Consider the following 20447-nt stretch of genomic DNA (forward strand, 5'->3'; position numbering starts at 1 on the left):
CTGCTCTGATAAGTAGTATAACGGTCTTGGGCTTAAGTAGCCGGTTCTGGCTCTTGGATTAAAACTTCAGCTGGGATACCAAGCTTTCGGTACAAGATTTTAATTTGACGTAGAGAAAGTGATCGTTTACCAGATAGAATTTCGCTCGCCCGTGATTTCGAACCTAAAATTTTTGCCAAATCTTTCTGCTCCATACCAAGTTGGTCCATTCTAAACTTAATCGCTTCAACCGGCTTTGGTGCTTCAATGGGGAAGTGCTTTTTTTCGTATTCATCCACTAAAATTCCCAATATTTCCAATTCGTCACCTTCTATACTTCCAGGCTTGGCATCAAAAATTTCTTCGATACGATCTAATGCGTTTTGATAATCGTCTTCGGTATGTATGGGTTGAATCTGCATAATAAATATCTGCTTTAAATTGTCGTTGCATCAATTTTATCGTATTCGGCATGAGTACCAATAAAACGGATGAATACCTGTCCATAGTCGTAATTAATTTTGACTACTAACCGATAGGTATTGCCCTTAATATTGAAAACCACTCGATTATCAGGAAGAATACTGGCGTGTGGATAATTATTCTTGATAACTGAAGGTGTTTCCCATTGGGAATTTTTTGCTTCAGAAAACCACGCTTTTAAAGCATCTTCACTATCCGAATGATTGTTCCAAAACTCACGTAATGTTTTTCGGGCAAATACTCGCATAGAAGAATATAGAAAGTTCCACTATTGGGAACAATCGAAAAGATAGGTTAGAAAACGGTTTAATGGCCGATTTGATTATTGGTTAGATTCGATGATCTCTTCTACTTTTGTTTTGAGATCCAAAATATCTTCTGTTGCCACAACCCAAACCATTTCAAGGGTGATACCAAAATATTCATGAATGATGACATCCCTCATACCGGCAATTTGGCGCCAGGGGATATCGGGATGAGTTTCTCGAATTTCTTCAGGCAGGTGCTTTACGGCTTCCCCGATAATTTCCAATCTCCGAAGTACAGCATCCTGTTTCTCTACATTTTCATAAAATTCATCTTCCGAAACACCATCAAGAAATCTCTGGATATGTTCAATGCTCTGTACTATATCCTGAAGATAGACATCTGGCTTTCTTTTGCTCATAGCACAGGTTCTTCATCCCTGAGGATATCCTCTTTCAAGGCTGGCTTGATGGCTTCATATTCCACAAGATCAACCTTCATGCCTAATTTGTCTTCCAGTTCCTGTTGAATCCCGATAAATTCCAACAGACTGATCTTTTTATCGATTTTAACAAGCAGGTCAAGATCATTCACCACAGATTCACCTCGCGCAGAAGACCCGAATATTCCGGCTTTTTTGATGCCGTACTTTTTAAGGATCGGTCTGATTTCCTTTTTTATGTCGTCGAGGTTATTCATGATTTTGATCTGTAGTTACAAAGACTAATATAACAAAAGATAAATGAATTTAGCTTATAGCATGATCACCGTGTTAAATGCCATTAACATTTAATTCCTCGACAGTTCTCACGCCGCATACTCCATCGCAGAATATTCGATTTGATTGTTATTCGTAAATACGGACTATGACCGGGCATATTCCCCGACTACTAAAAAGCGGGGAGTGTCGCGGAACAATAAAAAAGTGGTGGAGCGGGGTTAAATGCATTCGTTGTTTTCAGATGGAGAAATTAAAAACCCGAATTACTCCGTTCCGGTTAGAGAGAAACATAATTCTGTGCAGGATTAGTTACTGCCAAAAGATCAATGTGGTATTTTAAACTTCGATATATACAAAACTTAAAAAGTATTGTATAACAGTCTTTATCCTGACTATTTGCATTTTCCATTTGTGAAATAAATTTCACGAAACTCACAACAAGTCAAACGTTCAGCATCTGAATAATTGCACAATATATGAAGAGCATCTTCAAACTGTGCTCCTGTACAAAACACATAATATTTAAATAGATCGAACAGCTATGATTCAACGAATATTAGTAATATTGACAGTAATTATAAGTACGGCTGTTTTTACAGCCAGTGCACAATCTGCAGCAGATCGCGCAGGAATCTCCAATACGTTGGGATTTGGACCACGACTCGGTTACTACAGTGCCCAGGATGCTGATCAGGGAAGTTTCTATTACGGTATTCAGGCGAGATTCCGGCCGGGAGCTATCGTTGGAATAGAGGCAGCCATAGAGTACAGACCCGGACAGGAGTTCGGGTTTGGTGACAGCACGGTGGAGACAAGTTTTGTGCCCGTAACGCTCTCACTGCTTCTGTTTGCACCTGTAAGCGAGTACTTTGCACCTTATGGGGTGGCGGGGCTTGGCGCTTACTTTACCAAGTACAGTCCATCAGATGTACTTGAAGATCTCGGCTTCGAAAGCGATAGTGATTTCAATCTTGGATATCATATAGGGTTTGGTGCGGAGGTACCGTTTAGCGGTAACATCGCCTTAAGCATTGACTATCGCTACATTTTCCTAAATCCGGACGAAAATGAGGAGTCATTCGAAGGCGCCAATTTCAATGGTAATACCATCTCGGCCAGCCTGATGTTTTATTTTTAATTCATAAGTGGTCTGATTCCGGGGCTGTCCAAAAAGAGTGTCATCCCGCACCTGATGCGCTCATTTTTTAACCCGAAGCGAGTTCTCCTGTCCCAAATACAGGCAGGAGATGACGGATCGGAGTCCGGTATGACGGAATTGATGAATGAATGTTCAGTTTTCACGCTCTTTTTGGACACCTCAAAAGATAGAAGTCCCCCATTGAAGGGGAAACGATCCCGAAAGCGTTTGGGAGGAGTGATTGACAACTTGAATACCTACACATACACCGAGGCGCTATTCAAATGTTTTAACTAATAAAAGTGATGACTGATTATATAGAATCCTGATCTGTATGATGTGGTATCTGCACTCATTTTAAGAAGTTCTGTATTAATCTATTTTCACTTCACAGTCTCACATAAACAGCAACTAAGAATTCTTAAGGTATTTAATATGAACGGTGCAACAGCAGCAGAGCTTCGCAATATGAATGATGAAGATGTTATGGAACAGCTTCAGGTCGGTGTAATGCAAGCCTTTGACATTATCGTTCACAGATATAAAGATAGACTCCATTATTTTCTACACCGATATACTCACAATCATGAAGATTCTGAAGATCTTGTTCAGGAAACATTTTTAAGAGTATATCGAAGCCGTAATTCTTATCAGCGGATTGCAAAGCTCTCTACATGGATTTATACCATTGCATTGAATCTCGCAAGGAGCATGTATAAAAAGAAGCAGCGAATGAGCTTTATTTCCATTCATGCTGATGAATCAGATCCTGATGACCGGAAAATGGAGATTACAGATACTAATATTCTTCAGGATGATAAACTTCATTTTAAAAATTGCATGATAGAACTTGAAAAAGCTTTATCGGAACTGAATGATGATTTCAAAGAAGTAATTATTTTAAGAGATGTACAGCAATTAACCTATGAAGAGATCTCCGTAATTACGGGGGCAGTAATGGGTACCGTTAAATCGAGAATTTATCGCGCCAGGAATCAACTTTGTGATTTAATCGGAGATTTTGTTGAGCTTCCTATGAATTAATATAAACTTAGCATTTGCATCGGTATAGTGTCTTTTCATAATTCTTAATACAGGGTCTTTATCCCTTATCTGAGATAACCTTACAGGTGATCAACTACACTTCATTTTATTAAACCCATTTTATGTGAAGATTATTTTCGAAATCATGTATGACTAACTCAAACTTGCTCCGGACAACCGCTGGATTCAGATGGGAACTCTGCTCGTGTGAGACTGAATGATTAGACCTGGATCTCATTAACGCTGTTTGGCCTTAACAACTCCGCCTTAGCTGCTCCAAAATCCCGCTTGCGTTCATGTGCTGTTACCAGCAGTGTTTCTTTTTTTGCTCATATTTTTCATACAATAGTACTTTGTCATTTTATTGTTTTGACTGCGGTTAAAACATTCAACTCTACATAAACAAGTGTAATTATAATTGCTACTTCTAAGGAAAAATAAGTCAACCCAAAAGATACTCTGCAGGTTTCATTTCTTTTTCCACAACCTTACCATAAACTTCGTCATAGATTTTTCAGCACAGTTTTTAACTGCACCCTTACAATCCTCAATAGCTTCTATTATGGCATTTTCAAATTCTGAGAAATTCAATTTTCGAACTCATTCATTAGTGTGCCTAACATTTAATTCCGCGACAGTTCTCACGCCGCATACTCCATCGCAGAATATTCGATTTGATTGTTATTCGTAAATGTGTGCTATTACCGGTCATAGTACTCGACTCCAAAAAAGCGAGGAGTGTAACGAAACCATAAAAAAGACATGGATGAGATTTGGTGTGGCGTTAAATGCATTCGTGGTTTTCAAATGGAGAAATTGAAACAGCGAATAACTCCGTTCTGCTTTAAGAGAAGCGGTGATTCTGTGCTGAATAAATTGCTGTCTGCGCTATCGGTAATGGTAAACTTTGTTGGCCAGTCTGTTATAGGCGTATCTTCACTAACGGTTCACACCCATTTCTGAGACTACTTGGGAGCGTTTGATTTCTCTTGTTTGTCCAGCAATTTGATAAATAATGACATAGAGCTTTTGAATGTAAAGTAGTATTTGGCTGAATAGAGCGTAAACAGAAAAAATGCCAGTAAGAGTGATAATCCAAAAGTAAGGCTGAACCAGTTTGGATCTGCGCCATAACCAATGAATGCAACAATTGTAAAGTACGCGAATGTAATTATTCCAATTGCAGCAGCCCATATAAAATACCTTGTTTCAGTGATCAGTTTCTGAGCAAACTCACGAAACTCCCCATTTTTTAACAACTGTTTGTCTTTATACGAAAGTAGTAAGTAAGAGGTATTCTTAAACTGATCTGCAAAAAACTCTTCAATTGTTTCCTGAGTTATCAGTGAAGTGTTAGATGAATTATCATTTTGAAGCATCTCATATAGTTTTATGATGGTCATTTCAGACAGTATCTTCCACAGAATATTTCATTTCTCTATTATTCGCAAATGCCGGATATACCGGACATATTCCATGACTTCTAAAAATCGGGATGTGTCACGGAGCAAAAAGAATAGGATAGATCGGGTATTTAATTCGGAGTTTATGTTTACAATACGGGTGTTCTCTTACGGCCATGAAAACGACGGGTTTAGGGTGATGAAATATCCCGATGAGCATCGGATGGAGATGTACAGCGCAGATATCGAAAGAGATGCGGGTTCGTTATGAGGATAGTTCACAAAGAAACGTTCTGCCGGCACACTTTGTAATGCTGGTAAGGCAGGAGAATATCAGTTAAAACCGTCTGCCGTTCGATGAACAGACACATATCCCGGAAGTCTGCTGATAAACGAACTAACATTTCTGCTGCGAGCCGATGAATTGTGAAGCCAGGAAAAACACTTACATACTAAAAGAAGATATGGTGCCGGCACAGTTGTGTGATTAGGCGAAATTGTCATAAACTCTGCATCTTTTTTACGTAAATGTGTAATAGTGAGTATATCTCAAACTGCCTATATTTTTATTGCAATCATATGATGGATGAATTCAACTATTTATGTGTGATAGTTAAAGTATAATTGTGCCGAAAACCTCCCGATGGGGCAAAGCCTTCGGTAAAATCATTAACAAACAAGTGAGATGAATAAAAATAAATTGATCAATTCTCCGATAGGGATTGATCGCTCCGGATGGAAGAAAGTTTTAAAGAGGGTTATGGAACGTATTGTTGAGGATAATATACCTATCGTATCAGCCGGTGTTGCGTTTTATGCGTTTCTGGCAATCTTCCCCGGTATTATGGCCCTGTTTTCTATTTATGGATTAGCGACAGACGCTCAGTCGGCCCAGGAACAAATCACAAGGCTGGCAGAAGTGATGCCCGAGGAAGCTATTTCATTAATCGAGGGAAGAGTGAATAATTTAATGGAGACCTCAGCTACTGCGCTTGGCTGGGGAACCCTGTTTGGGATCCTGATTGCTCTATGGAGTGCCAATCGGGGGATTAAATCTCTGTTTACCGGACTTGATATTGCCTACAGTGTAGAAAACGGCAGAGGCTTTATTAAACAATATGCCGTGACCCTGGCTTTTACGCTGGCAACCATTGTTGTGATCATCGTGAGCCTGGCATTTATTGTACTGTTTCCTGTTTTGGTTAATACGATTGGATTTCCAGAGACGGTTGGAAGCCTTATAACCTGGCTCAGGTGGCCTGTGCTGGCTATCATTGTCATTACGGCTATTAGTTTAATCTATCAACACGGACCGTCACGGGAAACTCCGGGATTTCAATGGGTGGTTCTTGGTGCTACAATGTCAACCATCGTATGGCTGATAGCTTCCTGGGGATTTTCCGTCTACGTTAGTAATTTCGGAAACTATGGTGAAATGTATGGATCGTTATCAGCGGTAGTGATTCTGTTATTCTGGCTGTTTATTACCAGTTTCATCATTCTCTTGGGAGGAGAACTAAACCGCGCAACTGAAGCGTATGCTAATAACCGGCTTGAACCCTCTGATTAATACTATTCGGATATGGTGTTTAGAAAAACATGGTGATCATGTCCTGCATCCAAATCTGAAGGTGTTTTATATAGTGAACATTGGAGCCAATATTAGCTCAGTAGATCACTTCCCTCAGTCCGCCAATTTGATGACCTCTTTCCTCTTCCAGAAGGAATTTTATTCCCGGATCAGCGGCAATGTGCAGCAGCGAAAGGACCCCCCAGTGGCCGGGGCTCCGTCAAAAGGAATTTCAATCACTTCAATTCCCCTTTTTCTCATCTCTTCAACTGCTCTTTTTGATTGCGGATGATCCCTCGCGATTACCAAATCCCTGGATATAGAAAAAACATTCGTTGCAAGAGCTTGCTGTTCTTTCTTATTAACCTTAATCAGGTCGTATTCTTTTTCAAAAAAATCAGGGATGGGTTTGATGCCATCCATATAAACCAGGGCACTGTTTTCTCCAACCGGGTTAAAGGCGCAATCCAGGTGAAGTACGTTTTCTCCCTTTTTCAAATCCGTTAAATACACAGGTATGACTTTCATCTGATCAGTGAAATTATTAAGCAGCCATTCGTACCCTGCAATGTTGGTGCGCTGGCTAAGTCCAACAATAATCCTTCCCTTATCCACCATAATATCACCTCCTTCGATAAGGCAATCGACCGGTGGAATAAGGACTACAGGCTCTTCTCCCGTGAAATTCCTAATGAGTGGAAAGATGCCGGCTACTTCATACTTCCGGCTCCTTTTGGCCATATTGCAGACTACTATCTTGTTTCCGATAACGGTTGCAACATCACGTGGCGTAAGCTGATCGTAAAGAAAATTCCCGACATGCTCCGGAATGAGAACTTCCACACCATTTTCTTCAAGTGCTTTCTGAAATGCTTCGAATTCTGTTTTCAACTGATCTTCTGATGGATAATCATTTCTCTGGCTTTCATCCAAAAAACTTGTGTATGCCTCTTCTTCATGAAACCCTTTCCACCGGCCAATGATTACGGTTTTCAGCGTATCGGTCTCGTTAAACTGCGAAAATGTTCTTTTCATCATACTATGGATTCATTTCTCATTTGATCTATTTCATTCAATGTAATGAAAACAACAGCTGTATTTACCTGATCACCTAAATAAAGCAGAAAATTTCATTTTCCAGTGGGTAGACTACTCTATCAAGTCTATCAAGCGGAAGCATGATTTCACTTTAAATCGATGCGCCAAATTCTGTAAATAGTCTGCCATTTATCGGATGAGGGACATCTGTGATCAACTCGAGTAAAAACCTAAAGGTCCGGAAAATCAGCTTTACTTTTCAGGCTTTTGGCATCTGCCGTGGGAAAATCATCCGGAAGGGGATAGGTTACAGTACCTGTGGCTGCCCATTCAACTGCACGAATCATGGTTGTCTGAAATCCCACACATCTGTAGGCTTCAGGATAGATTTCCCCGCTCCACAGATGTCCCAGGCTGGAATTATACACTCTTCCTTCACCATAGGAGACAACCCATTCCACAGGCCATAAACGCTGAGTGTCTGTGCTGTCATAGGCATAGGATAAGACGTCCAGGTTTTCTGCAGGCCCGCGGGGATAGCTGTAAACTTCTGTGTGAGCCGTTTTCCACTGTTTAGGATAATCCTGGTTAATCGGGTGTGGATTTAGAATATGGATGACCGCATCAAATCGGTCTCCGTGACCTGTGCCCTGACCCTCACCGGGGGGGATACGAATAACTTTCTGACCCTCGCCGATTTCGAGTGCGTAGCCAGACGTTTGGGACCGCCAGCCAAGGCCGATCATTTTATCATATTCCTCCCAGTGAGAAAATGCATTGTTTGCAGAGTGAAGAATATAGAGGCCGCCTCCATTTTTCACATACTCCTCAAGTTTCTTTTCCGCATGTTCAGGCCATTTTAAACTTTGATCATGGATATTATTGGTGTTTTGAATAACAACAGCATACTGATCGAATTCAGGTAACCATTCCTGCCATTTTGTGCTATCCGAGGGAACGGTGGATACATCCACACTAAAGTGCTCGCTGCTTTCAAGAATCCATTTTGTTACAGCCGTGGTTTGTTTCCAGTCATGATTGCTGAACCCATCAATGATCAGGACCGGGATAGCTGTATCATCCTGGGCATGACTTTTGGATATAAAGCTGATTATAAGAACAAGGGCAATGATTAATTTTCTCATAGTCTGGTATATATTTAAAAAGGGCAACCTTCGAATATGTGTGTGGTGTCCATGGGACTCAAGGGGAGAATCCATTTGTTGTTAATTTCCCCGGGTTCTCACTCTGATCCATTGGCAACGAGAAATTCGTTTACATCCAGCCAATGTATAAAGGCATCGAACCAGCGATTGCTGGTGCGGTCCGGATTCCCAAGTCCGAAACCGTGCCCGCCATTCTGGTATAGGTGGAACTCAACCGGCACATCTGCTTCGAACCAGGATTGAATTATTCCGATCTCACCGTGGAAGAGAAAATCATCAGCAGCGATAACATTGAACATGGGCGGGGCATTTTCTGGCACCTCTACCGCATTCATGCCACCATAAATCGGGCCGATAAAAGCCAGTTCCATAATCTCAGAATTAAGCGTGGAATACATCGTGAGACCAGCCCCGGCAGAAAAACCGATCATGCCCAGCCGATCGGTGTCGACACCCCATTCATCAGCCCGTTCTACAATCATATTGTAGGCGGCTTCTGCATCCTCAAGTTGATCTGACAGGTTCCGGCGCGGTCTGCTCGGTGGTTCTTCCTCTTGGGATGAAGTATCAGATGCAGCTTCAAAAGTTCTATTCATCGATTCCCTGAAATCATCAAGTAACTCCGGGGTTGGGTGAAGCCGGTATTTGAGTACAAAGGCAGCGATTCCCCGTTCCGCAAGAGCTTCCGCAACCTGCCAGCCCTCGTTACTCAATGACAACCATCTGAAACCACCACCGGGCGCCACAATAACGGCCGCGCCATTTGCAATGTCCGGATCGGGCAGGAAAGGGGTAAGTGTAGCCGTGGAAATATTTCGAGCCATTGGATCGCCCCACTGACGGAACCAGGTCTCAGGGGATGGTTGGTCCTCAACACCACCTGTACCAAGCTGAATAGCGTTCGGTTCATCAGGATTATCCAAAGGGTAAATCGTTCCGTCCTGTGCTATGACGGATGATGTGAGGAAGAATGAGAACGCAGCAATGAAGAAGCAGACCAGGGTTGTACTTATATTCAAATTCATATTTTTACCGGATATAGTTTAATATTCAAACTTTAGAGTAATAATAATCTGATAGAATTGCTATAACAGACTGCTACTTAGTTGGTTGACACTGATTTAACCCTGCGAATTTGCTTGAAATATTTCGTTAGTCGTCACTTTAAAAAATGTTAGTAATAACAGAGTTCATTTATACTGCCTGAAGTAGTCCCAGAGGTGGTTTTCACATCAGACTCTTGATTATGGTTTGATGCCGGTGTGCATCCATTTGTACAAAATCCGGCTGCCAATAAAAAAAATCACAGAAAAGAGAATTCTATAGAAAAGGGACAAAATCTTTGGGAATTCGTCAATTGAAAGGAGAGTACCTGCGGGGAATGGTTATCAGAAAAAAGGTGAGCGGGATGATAAATTTTTTACCTACATGGGGAATTGAAATATTATATCGAATAAAAACACTCCGGCTTAGGATGAATATCTTCTTGCCGAGACAAAAATTTTCCCTCTATTTTACCTCTTTTTTTGTAAATACATACTCATATTTGCGATTATTTTCCTTCTCCTAAAGATTAAGGAAAATAAAAAAAGCCCTTCAGGATAACTGAGGGCTTTTATATGTGGGTTCAGGCAGATTCGAACTGCCGACCTCATCGATGTCAACGATGCGCTCTAACCAACTGAGCTATGAACCCGAGCATAGAAGATAGCATGATCAGCGGATGAAATGCAATCAAAAAACAAGAGAGTTCTTTCGGCTGTCCCCAAAGGTTTGTATTTTTCTGTTCTTTTGAATTTTCAAATTCACTCATGATTAACAGACGAAAAGCCCGCGAAGCTGCACTCAGGTCCATTTATGCAATTGAAGTGGGTGGCAATACACCGGCAGAAGTATCTCAGGAGATCGTAAAAGTCCTGCTCCTGGATGACCGGGACGGTGTGAAATTCGCCAATGAAGTGATCGTTCAAACAAACAATCACGAGGCGGAATACGATACGCTGATTTCAAAACATATTAAAAACTGGGAAGTCAGTCGTTTGGCAACACTGGATAAATTGATTCTCAGAATGGCCATAACCGAATTTCTCTATTTCGAGGAGATTCCAACAAAGGTAACGATAAATGAGGCTATTGAGCTTGCAAAATCCTATTCGACACGAAAAAGCGGCACATTTGTAAACGGAATTCTTGACGCTATTTTAACCGATCTCACAGACGAAGGTCGTATCGTGAAAAAGGGGAGAGGCTTAATTGAAACATCACGAAGTTAAATGGACGAAAAAATTGTAGCGATTGGCGATATCCATGGGTGCATCAAAACGTTGGAAGCATTATGGAAAAAACTGGAACCGTATGAAGATTACATCCACTTGTTTGTGGGTGATTATATCGACAGGGGACCGGACTCTAAAGCCGTAGTTGATTTTCTTCTGGATGTGAAGTCGGATAGAAAAACGGTATTTCTTCGAGGTAATCATGAATATATGCTCCTCAATTCTCTTAAAAGCGGCAGTTCAAGAAACTGGATGATGAATGGCGGTGAATCTACACTGAAATCGTATGGGGATAATATTTCAGTTTCTGATATTCCCCCGGAACACATTGAGTTTTATAAAAAAACCCGTCTGTTTTACGAATCTGAAGAGTACTTTTTTGTACATGCCGGCATTCCGCCCACACACACGGTTGAACAGAGTATAAATGATACCTCTGCACATGATTATTTTTTATGGGGGCGGGATCACCTGAATGCGTTTGCCCCGCCATGGGAAAAAACCGTTGTATTTGGCCATACCCCGCAACCGTTTCCAATCCAGCAGCAGGGGATGATTGGCATTGATACAGGGTGTGTATATAATCGTACCGGACTCGGGAAACTGACGGCTGTCCGCCTTCCCGAGAAAAAGTTTATGCAACAAAAGTGTCTGGATTAAAAAGCTGACTGAATACTTTTAAAGATAGTATTCAGGTGCGCAGATTGTATTGTATTGTGAAGTATATCACTGAAATTGAATTAAAAAACTGAGTTTTATAATGAGTTTGAAATGTGGAATCGTTGGCCTGCCAAATGTGGGTAAATCAACACTTTTTAATGCCTTAAGTAATGCAGGAGCGGAAGCAGCTAATTTTCCATTCTGCACGATTGATCCCAACGTAGGACTGGTAACGGTACCGGATACCCGCCTGGATAAACTTTCAAATCTTGTAGAGCCGAAACAGACCCTGCCCGCAACAATTGAATTTGTAGATATTGCAGGGCTCGTAAAAGGGGCCTCTGAAGGAAAAGGGAAGGGAAATGCATTTCTGTCTCATATCCGCGAAGTGGACCTGATTGTTCACGTTGTACGCTGTTTTGATGACGGTGATGTGATTCATGTTGAAGGATCTGTGGATCCGGCTCGGGATATCGGGATTATAGAGGATGAACTGATTCTGAAAGATCTTGAATCGGTTGAAAAGCGATACGATACTCTTAAAAAGCAGGTACGCAGCGGGGATAAAAAGCTGGCAGCAGAATTTGCCGTAGTGGAGCGGCTGAAAGAGCATCTGGAAGAAGGAAATACTGCCCGGACTTTTGATGCGGACGAAGAGGAAAGAAAAGCTTTTAAGGATCTTTTCCTGCTATCCGCCAAACCTGTGCTTTATGCCTGCAACGTTTCTGAGGAGGATCTGAATACCGGAAACAGCCACGTGGAAACGGTAAAAGAGATTGCGGCTCAGCACGATGATCAAATTGTTACTTTTTGCGCTAAAATTGAAGCAGAGATCGCAGAACTTGATGAGGATGAAAAAGAGATGTTCCTTGAGGAACTTGGTGTTGAAAGTGCCGGACTGGATCGCCTGATTCAGGCTGCTTACAGCAACCTTGGACTGATTACCTACTTCACAGCCGGACCGAAAGAGGTTCGGGCATGGACTATACGCAAAGGCTATAAAGCGCCTCAGGCAGCCGGCGTGATTCATACCGATTTTGAACGTGGATTTATCCGTGCGGAAACGATCGCGTACAACGATTATGTGGAACTCGGCTCAGAAAAAGCGGCGAGAGATGCCGGTAAAATGCGCCAGGAAGGGAAAGATTATATCGTGAAAGACGGCGATGTCATGCTGTTTCGATTTAACGTGTAAGGCAGCCATCAGTAAAGAAACAAATAATCGGCCGGTTCAGAACTTAAAATAAACGAACAGCCGGCCGAAATTTTTGCTGTCTTTATCGATCCGGTGGTATTTCTGTTTGATGTGTTTCTGATCCAGGAAACGAAGCACCTTTTTCTTTAGCTGTCCGGACCCTTTTCCAGGAATGATCTCCACAGTCTTGATCTTTTTCTCGAGTGCTTCATCGATGATGTTTTCCAGTGCCTCATCGATCTTATCTCCTTTATTGTAAATATCGTGCAGGTCAAGTTTCAGTTTTGCCATACGTCACGTTCTATCTACTTTTGAGTTCGAATGCCAAACACACTTTGAAATCGATCAATATAAAATTTAAAGCTCTTTACTTCAGGCAGTGTGTTCGAAGGGAACCACTCAATTATCGTTTTCCTCTTCAGGATCCTCGTACGGTTCGAATACATCCGGGTCAACCGTAATCAAATCAACAAAACGGATGTCTGCTGTATCTGCAGGGACATTTGACGGTTCAATTCTCTCGTGTACAACCCATGCGTCTGGGTAGCGGGGTTTGAGCATATTTGAGAAATGAATGGCCTGGTTCCGGTCCTGAAAGTCGCCTGCTCTAACGCGGTAGTTTGGGGACCTGAAGATCACGTAGGCGTCCGGCTCGTACCCGGCAATGGTCGTATCAGCCCATGCTACAAAATGGTCTCTGACAGAATCGGCTGCAGCGACATTAGTTGTGGTAAAAAGCTGAACTCTGAACCCAACATGAGGATCGCGCTGGCGTTCGTTGGTTACAATTTCCCCGAGATACATCTCAGGAATCACCTGCATCGATTCGGAGTAATGCTGACCGAGATTACTGCGGGTTCTGGCCAGCAGCCGCTGTTCCTCGCTAAGGGTTTCATCAAGCATCGGATCGTAATCCTCATCCTCTTCGGTAAGTTCATAGAGTGACTCAGGCCTCTCATCTTCCTCAGCAGCCGGTTCTGTTGTACCGCAGCCATAAAGAGTGATCAGAAATAGAAGAATAAAGATCGTTTTCAATCGCATATATAATTATTTAGATACCAACCGGATGCCAGGTTGTTTTGATTTCCTGGAAATCCATGATGTAATATGGAGTTTCATGAGAAAGATCCTGCCAGTTATTTCGGTTCAGGTGCTTTCTACGTTTGACGTTTAAAGCACAATTCTCATCGATTTGTTTCCTGATTTCTGAATCTTCATTTGCATTAAAAACAGCATTCAAATCCATGTGGCTTGTCAGATGATCCACCATTTCACTTTGAAATCCGGTGAGAATATTTACCACACCCGCCGGCACGTCCGAGGCGTGCAGGACTTCTCCAAAACTTACAGCCGTTAACGGTTTTGATTCCGAAGATAGTATCAGTGCACTGTTCCCACCTGCAATTACAGGCGCCATCATACTTACCAATCCGAGAAGCGGGCTTTCGTCCGGTGCCACAATTCCCACCACACCTGTAGGATCGGGCATACTGAAATTGAAGTGGCTGCTTGCAACGGGGTTCACACTACCGAAAACCTGACTTATTTTATCGGTCCATCCGGCATAATAAATAAGCCGGTCAACGGAAATTTCAACTTCTGCAGCGGCCGTATTCTTTTTCATGCCCTGCAGTTCCAGCTCCTTAACAAACTGATCGCTTCTCCCTTCCAGAATTTCCGCGATCCGGTAAAGTATTTGACCGCGGTTATAGGCCGAACGGCTTTTCCAGCCGGGAAATGCGCCGCGAGCCTTCACCATTGCGTCCCGAACATCTTTTCGGGTACAGCGGCATGCGTTGGCAATCAGTTTTCCGCTGCTGTCTTTCACAGGGTAGGTATGTCCGGATTCACTTCGCGGGAAATTACCGCCAACATACGTTTTATATGTTTTCAAAACATCGATTCGCTTGCTCATATCTGTGTCAGTCTTTTAAAAGTTATACCAGTTTCACGTAAGGATACAATCCGTGAAGGCCGCCTTCGCGTCCCACACCACTCTCTTTGTATCCGCCAAAGGGTGAGGTCGGGTCGAATTTATTGAAGGTATTGGCCCATACTACGCCGGAGTTCATTTCAGCCCCGGTCTGAAATATTTTTGATCCGCGATCGGTCCATACTCCGCTTGAAAGGCCATAAGGCGAATTGTTTGCTTTTTCGATCGCTTCAGCCGGTGTGCGGAATGTCTGAATGGTGAGCACCGGTCCAAAAATCTCTTCCTGGACAATACGGTTGCTTTGTGATACGCCTGTAAAAATGGTGGGTTTGCAGAAATACCCATTTTCAGGAATGGAACAGGAGCTTTGGTACATCTCTGCACCTTCGTTTTTTCCAATCTCTAAATACTCTTCAATCCGCTCAAATTGTGCCCGGGAGTTTATGGCACCGATATCTGTGTTTTTATCCATTGGATCGCCTACAATGAGGGTCTCCATGCGGTCTTTCAGCTTTTTGATGAGCTGATCCGCAATTCCTTCCTGCACAAGTAATCTGGATCCAGCACAACAGACATGGCCCTGGTTAAAAAAGATGGCATTAATAATCCCTTCCACGGCCTGATCAACAGAGGCGTCCTCATAAACAATATTCGCTCCTTTGCCGCCAAGTTCTAGGGTATACTTTTTGTCGGTGCCTGCTACAGCATTCTGAATGATTTTCCCGACTTTGGTTGATCCGGTGAATGCGATTTTGTCAATATCTTCGTGATCTACAATCGCTGATCCGGTTTGACCCGCACCGGTTACGATATTTACAACTCCGGCGGGCAGATCTGCATCACGACAGATTTCGGCAAATTTCAGGGCGGTTATGGATGTGGTCTCAGCCGGTTTGAGCACAACCGTATTTCCAGTTGCAAGGGCAGGGGCAATTTTCCAGGCAAGCATCAGCAAGGGGAAATTCCACGGGATGATCTGACCGCATACGCCAACCGGTTCCGCTTTTCGGCCTGGAAATGCGTAATCGAGTTTATCAGCCCATCCGGCATAATAGAAAAAGTGAGCGGCAGCCAATGGAACATCCACATCACGGGATTCACGAATCGGTTTTCCGCCATCGAGCGATTCCGTGATGGCAAGATCCCTGGCCCGTTCCTGGATCATCCGGGCAATCCGGAAAATATATTTGCCTCGCTCTTTCGCTGATATTGTGCTCCAGCGTTTTTTAAAGGCATTCCTGGCAGCTTTTACGGCGCGATCTACATCCTCGGTGGTGCCTTCGGCCAGTTCAGTAAGCGTTTCTTCCGTGGCCGGATTAATTGATGTAAAGGTTCGACCCTTGGCCGGTTTTACAAATTCCCCATCAATGAAGTGACCGTAGGAAGATCTGATTTCAACCTTATCTGTGCTTTCCGGAGCGCTGCTATACTCCCAAAATGAAGCAAAATCGAGTTTGCGATCAGCATTAGGGGAGGTTGGTTTTGGTGCACCGTTGGTTGTTTTCTCCGTTTCGGTGGATGTTTTTGTCTCAGACATAATGTGATAAAAAAGGTTTAAAAAGAGTTTCGTTGCTTTAGTACGAAATGATAAAACGTATCAGTCATTAGAAAAATAGATGTTGCTCTGGTAAACACCGGTTTCCTGTTTTACAATCTGCATCAGGAGGTCGTTGGTTAACGAGCTTGCTCCGAAACGGAACCATTCGTTGCTGAGCCATTCCGCACCGAGAGTCTCTTTAACCAGCACAAGATATTGAAGCGCCTGTTTTGCTTTCCGAATGCCGCCTGCCGGTTTCATACCAATTTTTTGCCCCGTTTCACGATAATAATCACGGATTGCTTCGAGCATCACCAGTGTTACGGGCTGTGTGGCTGCGGGTTGAATTTTTCCGGTAGACGTTTTGATAAAATCTGCACCTGCATGCATGGCAATATCGCTCGCCTTTCTCACATTAATGAGTGTTTCCAGTTCCCCGGTTTCGAGAATTACTTTGAGATGAGCGTCACCGCACGCTTCCTTTACGGCTGCAATTTCATCAAAAACAAACGAGTAATTTCCTTTCAGAAACTCTCCCCGCGAGATCACCATATCGATCTCATCTGCGCCCTGTTCTACGGCAAATCGTGTATCATCAAGTTTGGTTTGAAGTTTAGCCATTCCGCTCGGAAATGCGGTTGCCACACTCGCCACCTTAACGCCGCTTCCCTCAACCGTTTTTTTGGCTATGGCAACCATTGTAGGATAGACACAAACCGCGGCAACAGAAGGAAGATCGGGCATTGGTGCATACGGTGTGATCGCTTTTCGGCAGAGCTGAATCACCTTGCCCTCCGAATCTTTACCTTCCAGGGTGGTATGATCGATCATACTCAACGCAAGTTTGAGCCCCTGAACTTTAGACTCCTTCTTGATGCTTCGTGAATTCAGCCGGGCGACCCGTTCCTGAACACCAATTGTATCTATTGGTACGGTTTGTGAAAAATCGGGGGTAGTAGTGGTACTCATAAAATCCAATAAAATTTGCGGTTGCGTGAAAGGTACGGAACTTCAAAGCTGAGTAAAAGAAGTTGAAAAAAACAAAAAGGAAAGGTAAATTGGCGTATATTATAAAGTAAAATGGCGAACCCATGAGCAATAAAAAAGATCAAACCTATCCAACGCGTACCGGTGAAGAGCACTCGTTTAAGGCAGAAGAACCATTCATTTCCTGGGATCTGGCCAAAGCAGCTTCTGTAGTTCATACGGGCATTCATACAACAATTCTTCAAACGATTCAAAACCGTCTGAACATCTCCAGGCTCGAGCTTTCCGAACTGCTTTTGGTTTCACCCCGAACTCTCGACAGAAGAAAGAAAGAGGAGTTGCTCCCCGCCGACGAATCAGAGCGAAGTTACCGGGTAGCGCGCCTTACCGATCTGGCTGCCGAAGTTACCGGAAGCATGGAAAAAGCCTCAGAGTGGTTCAAAAAGTCAAACTATGCACTCGGCAACAAAACTCCACTCGAAATGATGCGAACCGAACCCGGTGCGCGTCTCGTAGAACGAACATTAAATCAAATCAGGCACGGGATTCCTGTTTGATTTAAAATCGGGATTCAGAATCTCATTGTATGAATATGAAAGTGTGGAGAATTTGTCACAAAGAGTACGCAGATAGTGCGTTTTCAGGAGAAGGTGCGAGATTGTACGGCGGCAGATTTAACAGTGAGGGAATTCGGGCGGTATACACCTCCGGTTCACTTTCGCTGGCACTGCTTGAACTTTTGGTACAGATTGAAGACAGAGAATATCTCGACCGATGTGTTTGTTTTACTGCAGTGATAAAGAGCCGGCACTGTTTTCAGCCGAAACCTGACGAGCTGCCGAATGGTTGGGATACCATTCCATATGGAAAGTCTTCACAGGACTACGGTGACAGGTGGATTACGGAGCGTAAATATGTAGCAATGAAAATCCCCAGCGTAGTGGTTCCCGGTGAGTTTAACATCGTTATCAATCCGGAGCATCCAAAATTTGCAGAAATCGACATCTCACCGCCAGAACCGTTACGGTTTGATCCCCGGTTAAAGATACAATCTGGACTTTGATCAAAAAGGATAAACCTGAGTTCTATTATCAGTTCAGAAGTGGGAATAGCTGATGGACATCCCTCTCACCGCTCCCAGACTTTCTGACCCACCCCCGTCCCCTCCCTATCGCGCCCTAACGGGACTTGATAGGGAGGGGAGCTTCAATACATGTTTTGACATCTTAAAAAATAAATAATGCCAACGAATGAGAGTGTAAATTCTCACAGGCTTATAAGGGGAGAGTTTTTCATATATAATTTGAGGTGATTTTAAATCGAAGTCAGTTTTCAAAGAAATTCAAAAGCCACTCCGAATTACAGATAAAAGAAAAGCCCGATTGAACTGAATCAACCGGGCCTTTTTATATTTAGTCTAAATGCTCAGAATGTTTATTGAGGCTCGGGGCCGGCTTGAACTATGTTTTTAGCGGCCTGCTTTTTGAATTGATCAAAATTGTCAGCGAACATACCAGCAAGGTGATTCGCTTTTTTGTCGTACGCCTCTTTGTCATTCCATGTATTTCGCGGTATTAAAACTTCGGATGGAACTCCATCTACCAATGTTGGAATGGAGAGGCCGAATATCGGCTCTTCGTAATATTCCACACCTTCAAGGTTACCGGCAATGGCTTCACTCAGCATTTTTCGGGTGTGAGAGAGTTTCATTCTATGGCCGATACCGTGGGGGCCGCCGGTCCATCCGGTATTCACCAGCCAGACGTGCGAATTGTGCTTCCGGATTTTTTCTGCGAGAAGTTCGGCATAGACGGTTGGGTGCAGCGGCATAAACGGCGCACCAAAACAGGCTGAAAAAGTTGCCTGTGGTTCATTCACTCCCCGTTCAGTTCCGGCTACTTTTGCGGTATAACCGCTGATAAAGTGATACATCGCCTGTTCCGGCGTTAGTTTAGAAATGGGAGGGAGGATTCCGAAGGCATCAGCCGTAAGAAAAATTATGTTTTCGGGATGTCCGCCTTTGCCCGTTTCGCTGGCATTGGGAATGTAGTGAATCGGGTATGCACACCGTGTATTTTGCGTAAGGCTGGCATCATCAAACTGGGGATGCCGGCTGTCATCCAGAACAACATTTTCGAGAATAGTACCGGGCATCTGTGTTGTTTCGTAAATTTCCGGCTCTTCCTCTTTTTTCAGGTTGATGGTTTTTGCATAACATCCGCCTTCAAAATTAAAGATTCCGTTTTCGCTCCAGCCGTGTTCATCATCGCCGATCAGCGTTTTATCTACATCGGCAGAAAGGGTGGTCTTGCCTGTACCTGACAGGCCGAAAAAGACAGCAGTCTTGCCTTCGTTATCCATGTTGGCTGAACAGTGCATCGCCATCACATTTCGTTTGGGGAGGAGGTAGTTCAGTACCGCAAATATTCCCTTTTTTACTTCACCTGAGTAGAGCGTGCCGCCAATAAGAATAATTTTCTTCTCAAAATTGCAGAGAATAAATGTGTTTGTCCGCGTGCCGTCTGTTTCGGGATCAGCCTGAAAGTGGGGAGCCGCAAGCACGGTGAATTCCGGTTCGTGATTTTTCAGTTCATCTTCATCCGGGCGGATAAACATGTTGTGTGCGAAAAGTGCGTGATATGCGACTTCGCTGACAACCCGAACATTCAGCTGATATTCTTTGTCGGCACCTGCATGAAGATCTTTCACATAGAGATCTCTGTCAGCAAGATGGGCTACAACTTTATCGAACAGGTTGTCGAAAACATTTTTGGAAATGGGTTTATTCACATCGCCCCAGTCGATATCATCGGTGATGGATGGCTGATCGACAACAAATTTGTCTTTGGGTGAACGGCCGGTATACTTCCCGGTTAAAATCCGGATTGCCATCTTATCTGTGAGAACACCTTCACCATTCTGGATAATGTGTTCGTAAAGCTGGGAAGGGTTTAAATTCCAGTATACATTTTCAGAAGTTTTCACCCCAAGATAGCTTAGATCTACGTTACTTTTGGGCTGACTGAAATAGTCGTTTTTCATAAAAAAATTTATTGCTGTGAGGTTTATTT

23 protein-coding genes and 1 tRNA gene are annotated in these 20447 nt (G+C 43.3%); 9 read left to right on the forward strand and 15 right to left on the reverse strand.

Annotated features, from left to right (window positions below):
• Window positions 1-32 precede the first annotated feature (32 nt).
• From DYD21_RS05070 to DYD21_RS05085, 4 genes are all read right to left on the reverse strand, one after another.
• On the reverse strand, window positions 33-401 hold the full coding sequence (locus DYD21_RS05070; protein WP_116033643.1) for a type II toxin-antitoxin system HigA family antitoxin: 369 nt from the start codon (window positions 399-401) through the stop codon (window positions 33-35).
• Window positions 402-415: 14 nt separating this feature from the next.
• The gene (locus tag DYD21_RS05075; protein WP_116033645.1) at window positions 416-709 is read right to left on the reverse strand and encodes a type II toxin-antitoxin system HigB family toxin; all 294 of its coding nucleotides are present in this window, start codon (window positions 707-709) and stop codon (window positions 416-418) included.
• 75 nt (window positions 710-784) lie between these two features.
• Window positions 785-1129, reverse strand: coding sequence for a DUF86 domain-containing protein (locus tag DYD21_RS05080; protein WP_116033648.1), 345 nt, complete (start codon window positions 1127-1129; stop codon window positions 785-787).
• Complete coding sequence (locus DYD21_RS05085) at window positions 1126-1407, reverse strand: nucleotidyltransferase family protein (RefSeq protein ID WP_116033650.1); 282 nt, start codon at window positions 1405-1407, stop codon at window positions 1126-1128. Before DYD21_RS05085 ends, DYD21_RS05080 begins: the two co-directional genes overlap by 4 nt.
• Window positions 1408-1970: 563 nt before the next feature.
• Here DYD21_RS05085 and DYD21_RS05090 point away from each other — a divergent pair.
• Both DYD21_RS05090 and DYD21_RS05095 read left to right on the forward strand, forming a co-directional pair.
• Entirely contained in the window at window positions 1971-2567 is a 597-nt protein-coding gene (locus tag DYD21_RS05090; protein WP_116033652.1) for a porin family protein, read from the forward strand.
• Between the two features lie 435 nt (window positions 2568-3002).
• Window positions 3003-3611: an RNA polymerase sigma factor gene (locus tag DYD21_RS05095; protein ID WP_116033655.1), complete on the forward strand. Its 609-nt coding sequence runs from the start codon at window positions 3003-3005 to the stop codon at window positions 3609-3611.
• A gap of 965 nt (window positions 3612-4576) precedes the next feature.
• Here the strand turns inward: DYD21_RS05095 and DYD21_RS05100 are convergent.
• Window positions 4577-4990, reverse strand: a complete 414-nt coding sequence (locus DYD21_RS05100) for a hypothetical protein (protein ID WP_147303501.1) — start codon at window positions 4988-4990, stop codon at window positions 4577-4579.
• Window positions 4991-5087: 97 nt separating this feature from the next.
• On the opposite strand from DYD21_RS05100, the gene DYD21_RS05105 reads away from it, so the two are divergent.
• Both DYD21_RS05105 and DYD21_RS05110 read left to right on the forward strand, forming a co-directional pair.
• On the forward strand, window positions 5088-5285 hold the full coding sequence (locus DYD21_RS05105) for a hypothetical protein (RefSeq protein ID WP_116033659.1): 198 nt from the start codon (window positions 5088-5090) through the stop codon (window positions 5283-5285).
• Between the two features lie 414 nt (window positions 5286-5699).
• Window positions 5700-6584, forward strand: coding sequence for a YihY/virulence factor BrkB family protein (locus DYD21_RS05110; protein ID WP_116033661.1), 885 nt, complete (start codon window positions 5700-5702; stop codon window positions 6582-6584).
• A gap of 159 nt (window positions 6585-6743) precedes the next feature.
• Here DYD21_RS05110 and DYD21_RS05115 read toward each other — a convergent pair whose 3' ends face one another.
• The 4 genes from DYD21_RS05115 to DYD21_RS05130 form a co-directional block, all read right to left on the reverse strand.
• Entirely contained in the window at window positions 6744-7619 is an 876-nt protein-coding gene (locus tag DYD21_RS05115) for a dimethylarginine dimethylaminohydrolase family protein (protein ID WP_158551418.1), read from the reverse strand.
• Between the two features lie 233 nt (window positions 7620-7852).
• Window positions 7853-8767 carry a ThuA domain-containing protein gene (locus DYD21_RS05120; protein WP_158551419.1) on the reverse strand — a complete coding sequence of 305 codons (915 nt, stop codon included), beginning with the start codon at window positions 8765-8767 and terminating at the stop codon, window positions 7853-7855.
• 98 nt (window positions 8768-8865) lie between these two features.
• The gene (locus DYD21_RS05125) at window positions 8866-9813 is read right to left on the reverse strand and encodes an alpha/beta hydrolase (protein WP_116033668.1); all 948 of its coding nucleotides are present in this window, start codon (window positions 9811-9813) and stop codon (window positions 8866-8868) included.
• 597 nt (window positions 9814-10410) lie between these two features.
• A tRNA-Val gene (locus tag DYD21_RS05130) sits at window positions 10411-10484 on the reverse strand.
• A gap of 115 nt (window positions 10485-10599) precedes the next feature.
• On the opposite strand from DYD21_RS05130, the gene nusB reads away from it, so the two are divergent.
• The 3 genes from nusB (at window position 10600) to ychF (ending at window position 12919) form a co-directional block, all read left to right on the forward strand.
• Window positions 10600-11061 (forward strand): transcription antitermination factor NusB, encoded by a 462-nt coding sequence (gene nusB, locus DYD21_RS05135; RefSeq protein WP_116033670.1) that lies wholly within the window; start codon window positions 10600-10602, stop codon window positions 11059-11061.
• Window positions 11062-11724, forward strand: a complete 663-nt coding sequence (locus tag DYD21_RS05140) for a metallophosphoesterase family protein (protein ID WP_116033673.1) — start codon at window positions 11062-11064, stop codon at window positions 11722-11724.
• 100 nt (window positions 11725-11824) lie between these two features.
• Window positions 11825-12919 carry a redox-regulated ATPase YchF gene (gene ychF / locus DYD21_RS05145; RefSeq protein WP_116033675.1) on the forward strand — a complete coding sequence of 365 codons (1095 nt, stop codon included), beginning with the start codon at window positions 11825-11827 and terminating at the stop codon, window positions 12917-12919.
• 36 nt (window positions 12920-12955) lie between these two features.
• Here the strand turns inward: ychF and DYD21_RS05150 are convergent, their stop codons facing one another.
• The 5 genes from DYD21_RS05150 to deoC all read right to left on the reverse strand — a co-directional run bounded on the left by DYD21_RS05150 (window position 12956) and on the right by deoC (window position 17358).
• Complete coding sequence (locus DYD21_RS05150; RefSeq protein WP_116033678.1) at window positions 12956-13210, reverse strand: Smr/MutS family protein; 255 nt, start codon at window positions 13208-13210, stop codon at window positions 12956-12958.
• Window positions 13211-13318: 108 nt separating this feature from the next.
• Window positions 13319-13954: an SPOR domain-containing protein gene (locus DYD21_RS05155; RefSeq protein WP_158551420.1), complete on the reverse strand. Its 636-nt coding sequence runs from the start codon at window positions 13952-13954 to the stop codon at window positions 13319-13321.
• Between the two features lie 16 nt (window positions 13955-13970).
• Window positions 13971-14834 (reverse strand): aldehyde dehydrogenase family protein, encoded by an 864-nt coding sequence (locus DYD21_RS05160; RefSeq protein WP_116033683.1) that lies wholly within the window; start codon window positions 14832-14834, stop codon window positions 13971-13973.
• A 22-nt stretch (window positions 14835-14856) separates the two neighbouring features.
• Window positions 14857-16389 (reverse strand): aldehyde dehydrogenase family protein, encoded by a 1533-nt coding sequence (locus DYD21_RS05165; RefSeq protein WP_116033685.1) that lies wholly within the window; start codon window positions 16387-16389, stop codon window positions 14857-14859.
• A gap of 60 nt (window positions 16390-16449) precedes the next feature.
• Complete coding sequence (deoC, locus tag DYD21_RS05170; protein WP_116033688.1) at window positions 16450-17358, reverse strand: deoxyribose-phosphate aldolase; 909 nt, start codon at window positions 17356-17358, stop codon at window positions 16450-16452.
• Window positions 17359-17480: 122 nt separating this feature from the next.
• On the opposite strand from deoC, the gene DYD21_RS05175 reads away from it, so the two are divergent.
• The gene (locus tag DYD21_RS05175) at window positions 17481-17933 is read left to right on the forward strand and encodes an antitoxin Xre/MbcA/ParS toxin-binding domain-containing protein (RefSeq protein WP_116033690.1); all 453 of its coding nucleotides are present in this window, start codon (window positions 17481-17483) and stop codon (window positions 17931-17933) included.
• A 29-nt stretch (window positions 17934-17962) separates the two neighbouring features.
• Window positions 17963-18439 carry an RES family NAD+ phosphorylase gene (locus DYD21_RS05180; RefSeq protein WP_116033692.1) on the forward strand — a complete coding sequence of 159 codons (477 nt, stop codon included), beginning with the start codon at window positions 17963-17965 and terminating at the stop codon, window positions 18437-18439.
• Between the two features lie 371 nt (window positions 18440-18810).
• Here DYD21_RS05180 and pckA read toward each other — a convergent pair whose 3' ends face one another.
• On the reverse strand, window positions 18811-20418 hold the full coding sequence (pckA, locus tag DYD21_RS05185; RefSeq protein WP_116033695.1) for a phosphoenolpyruvate carboxykinase (ATP): 1608 nt from the start codon (window positions 20416-20418) through the stop codon (window positions 18811-18813).
• Window positions 20419-20447: the final 29 nt, after the last annotated feature.

The sequence above is a fragment of the Rhodohalobacter sp. SW132 genome, assembly GCF_003390325.1.
Classification (GTDB): domain Bacteria; phylum Bacteroidota; class Rhodothermia; order Balneolales; family Balneolaceae; genus SW132.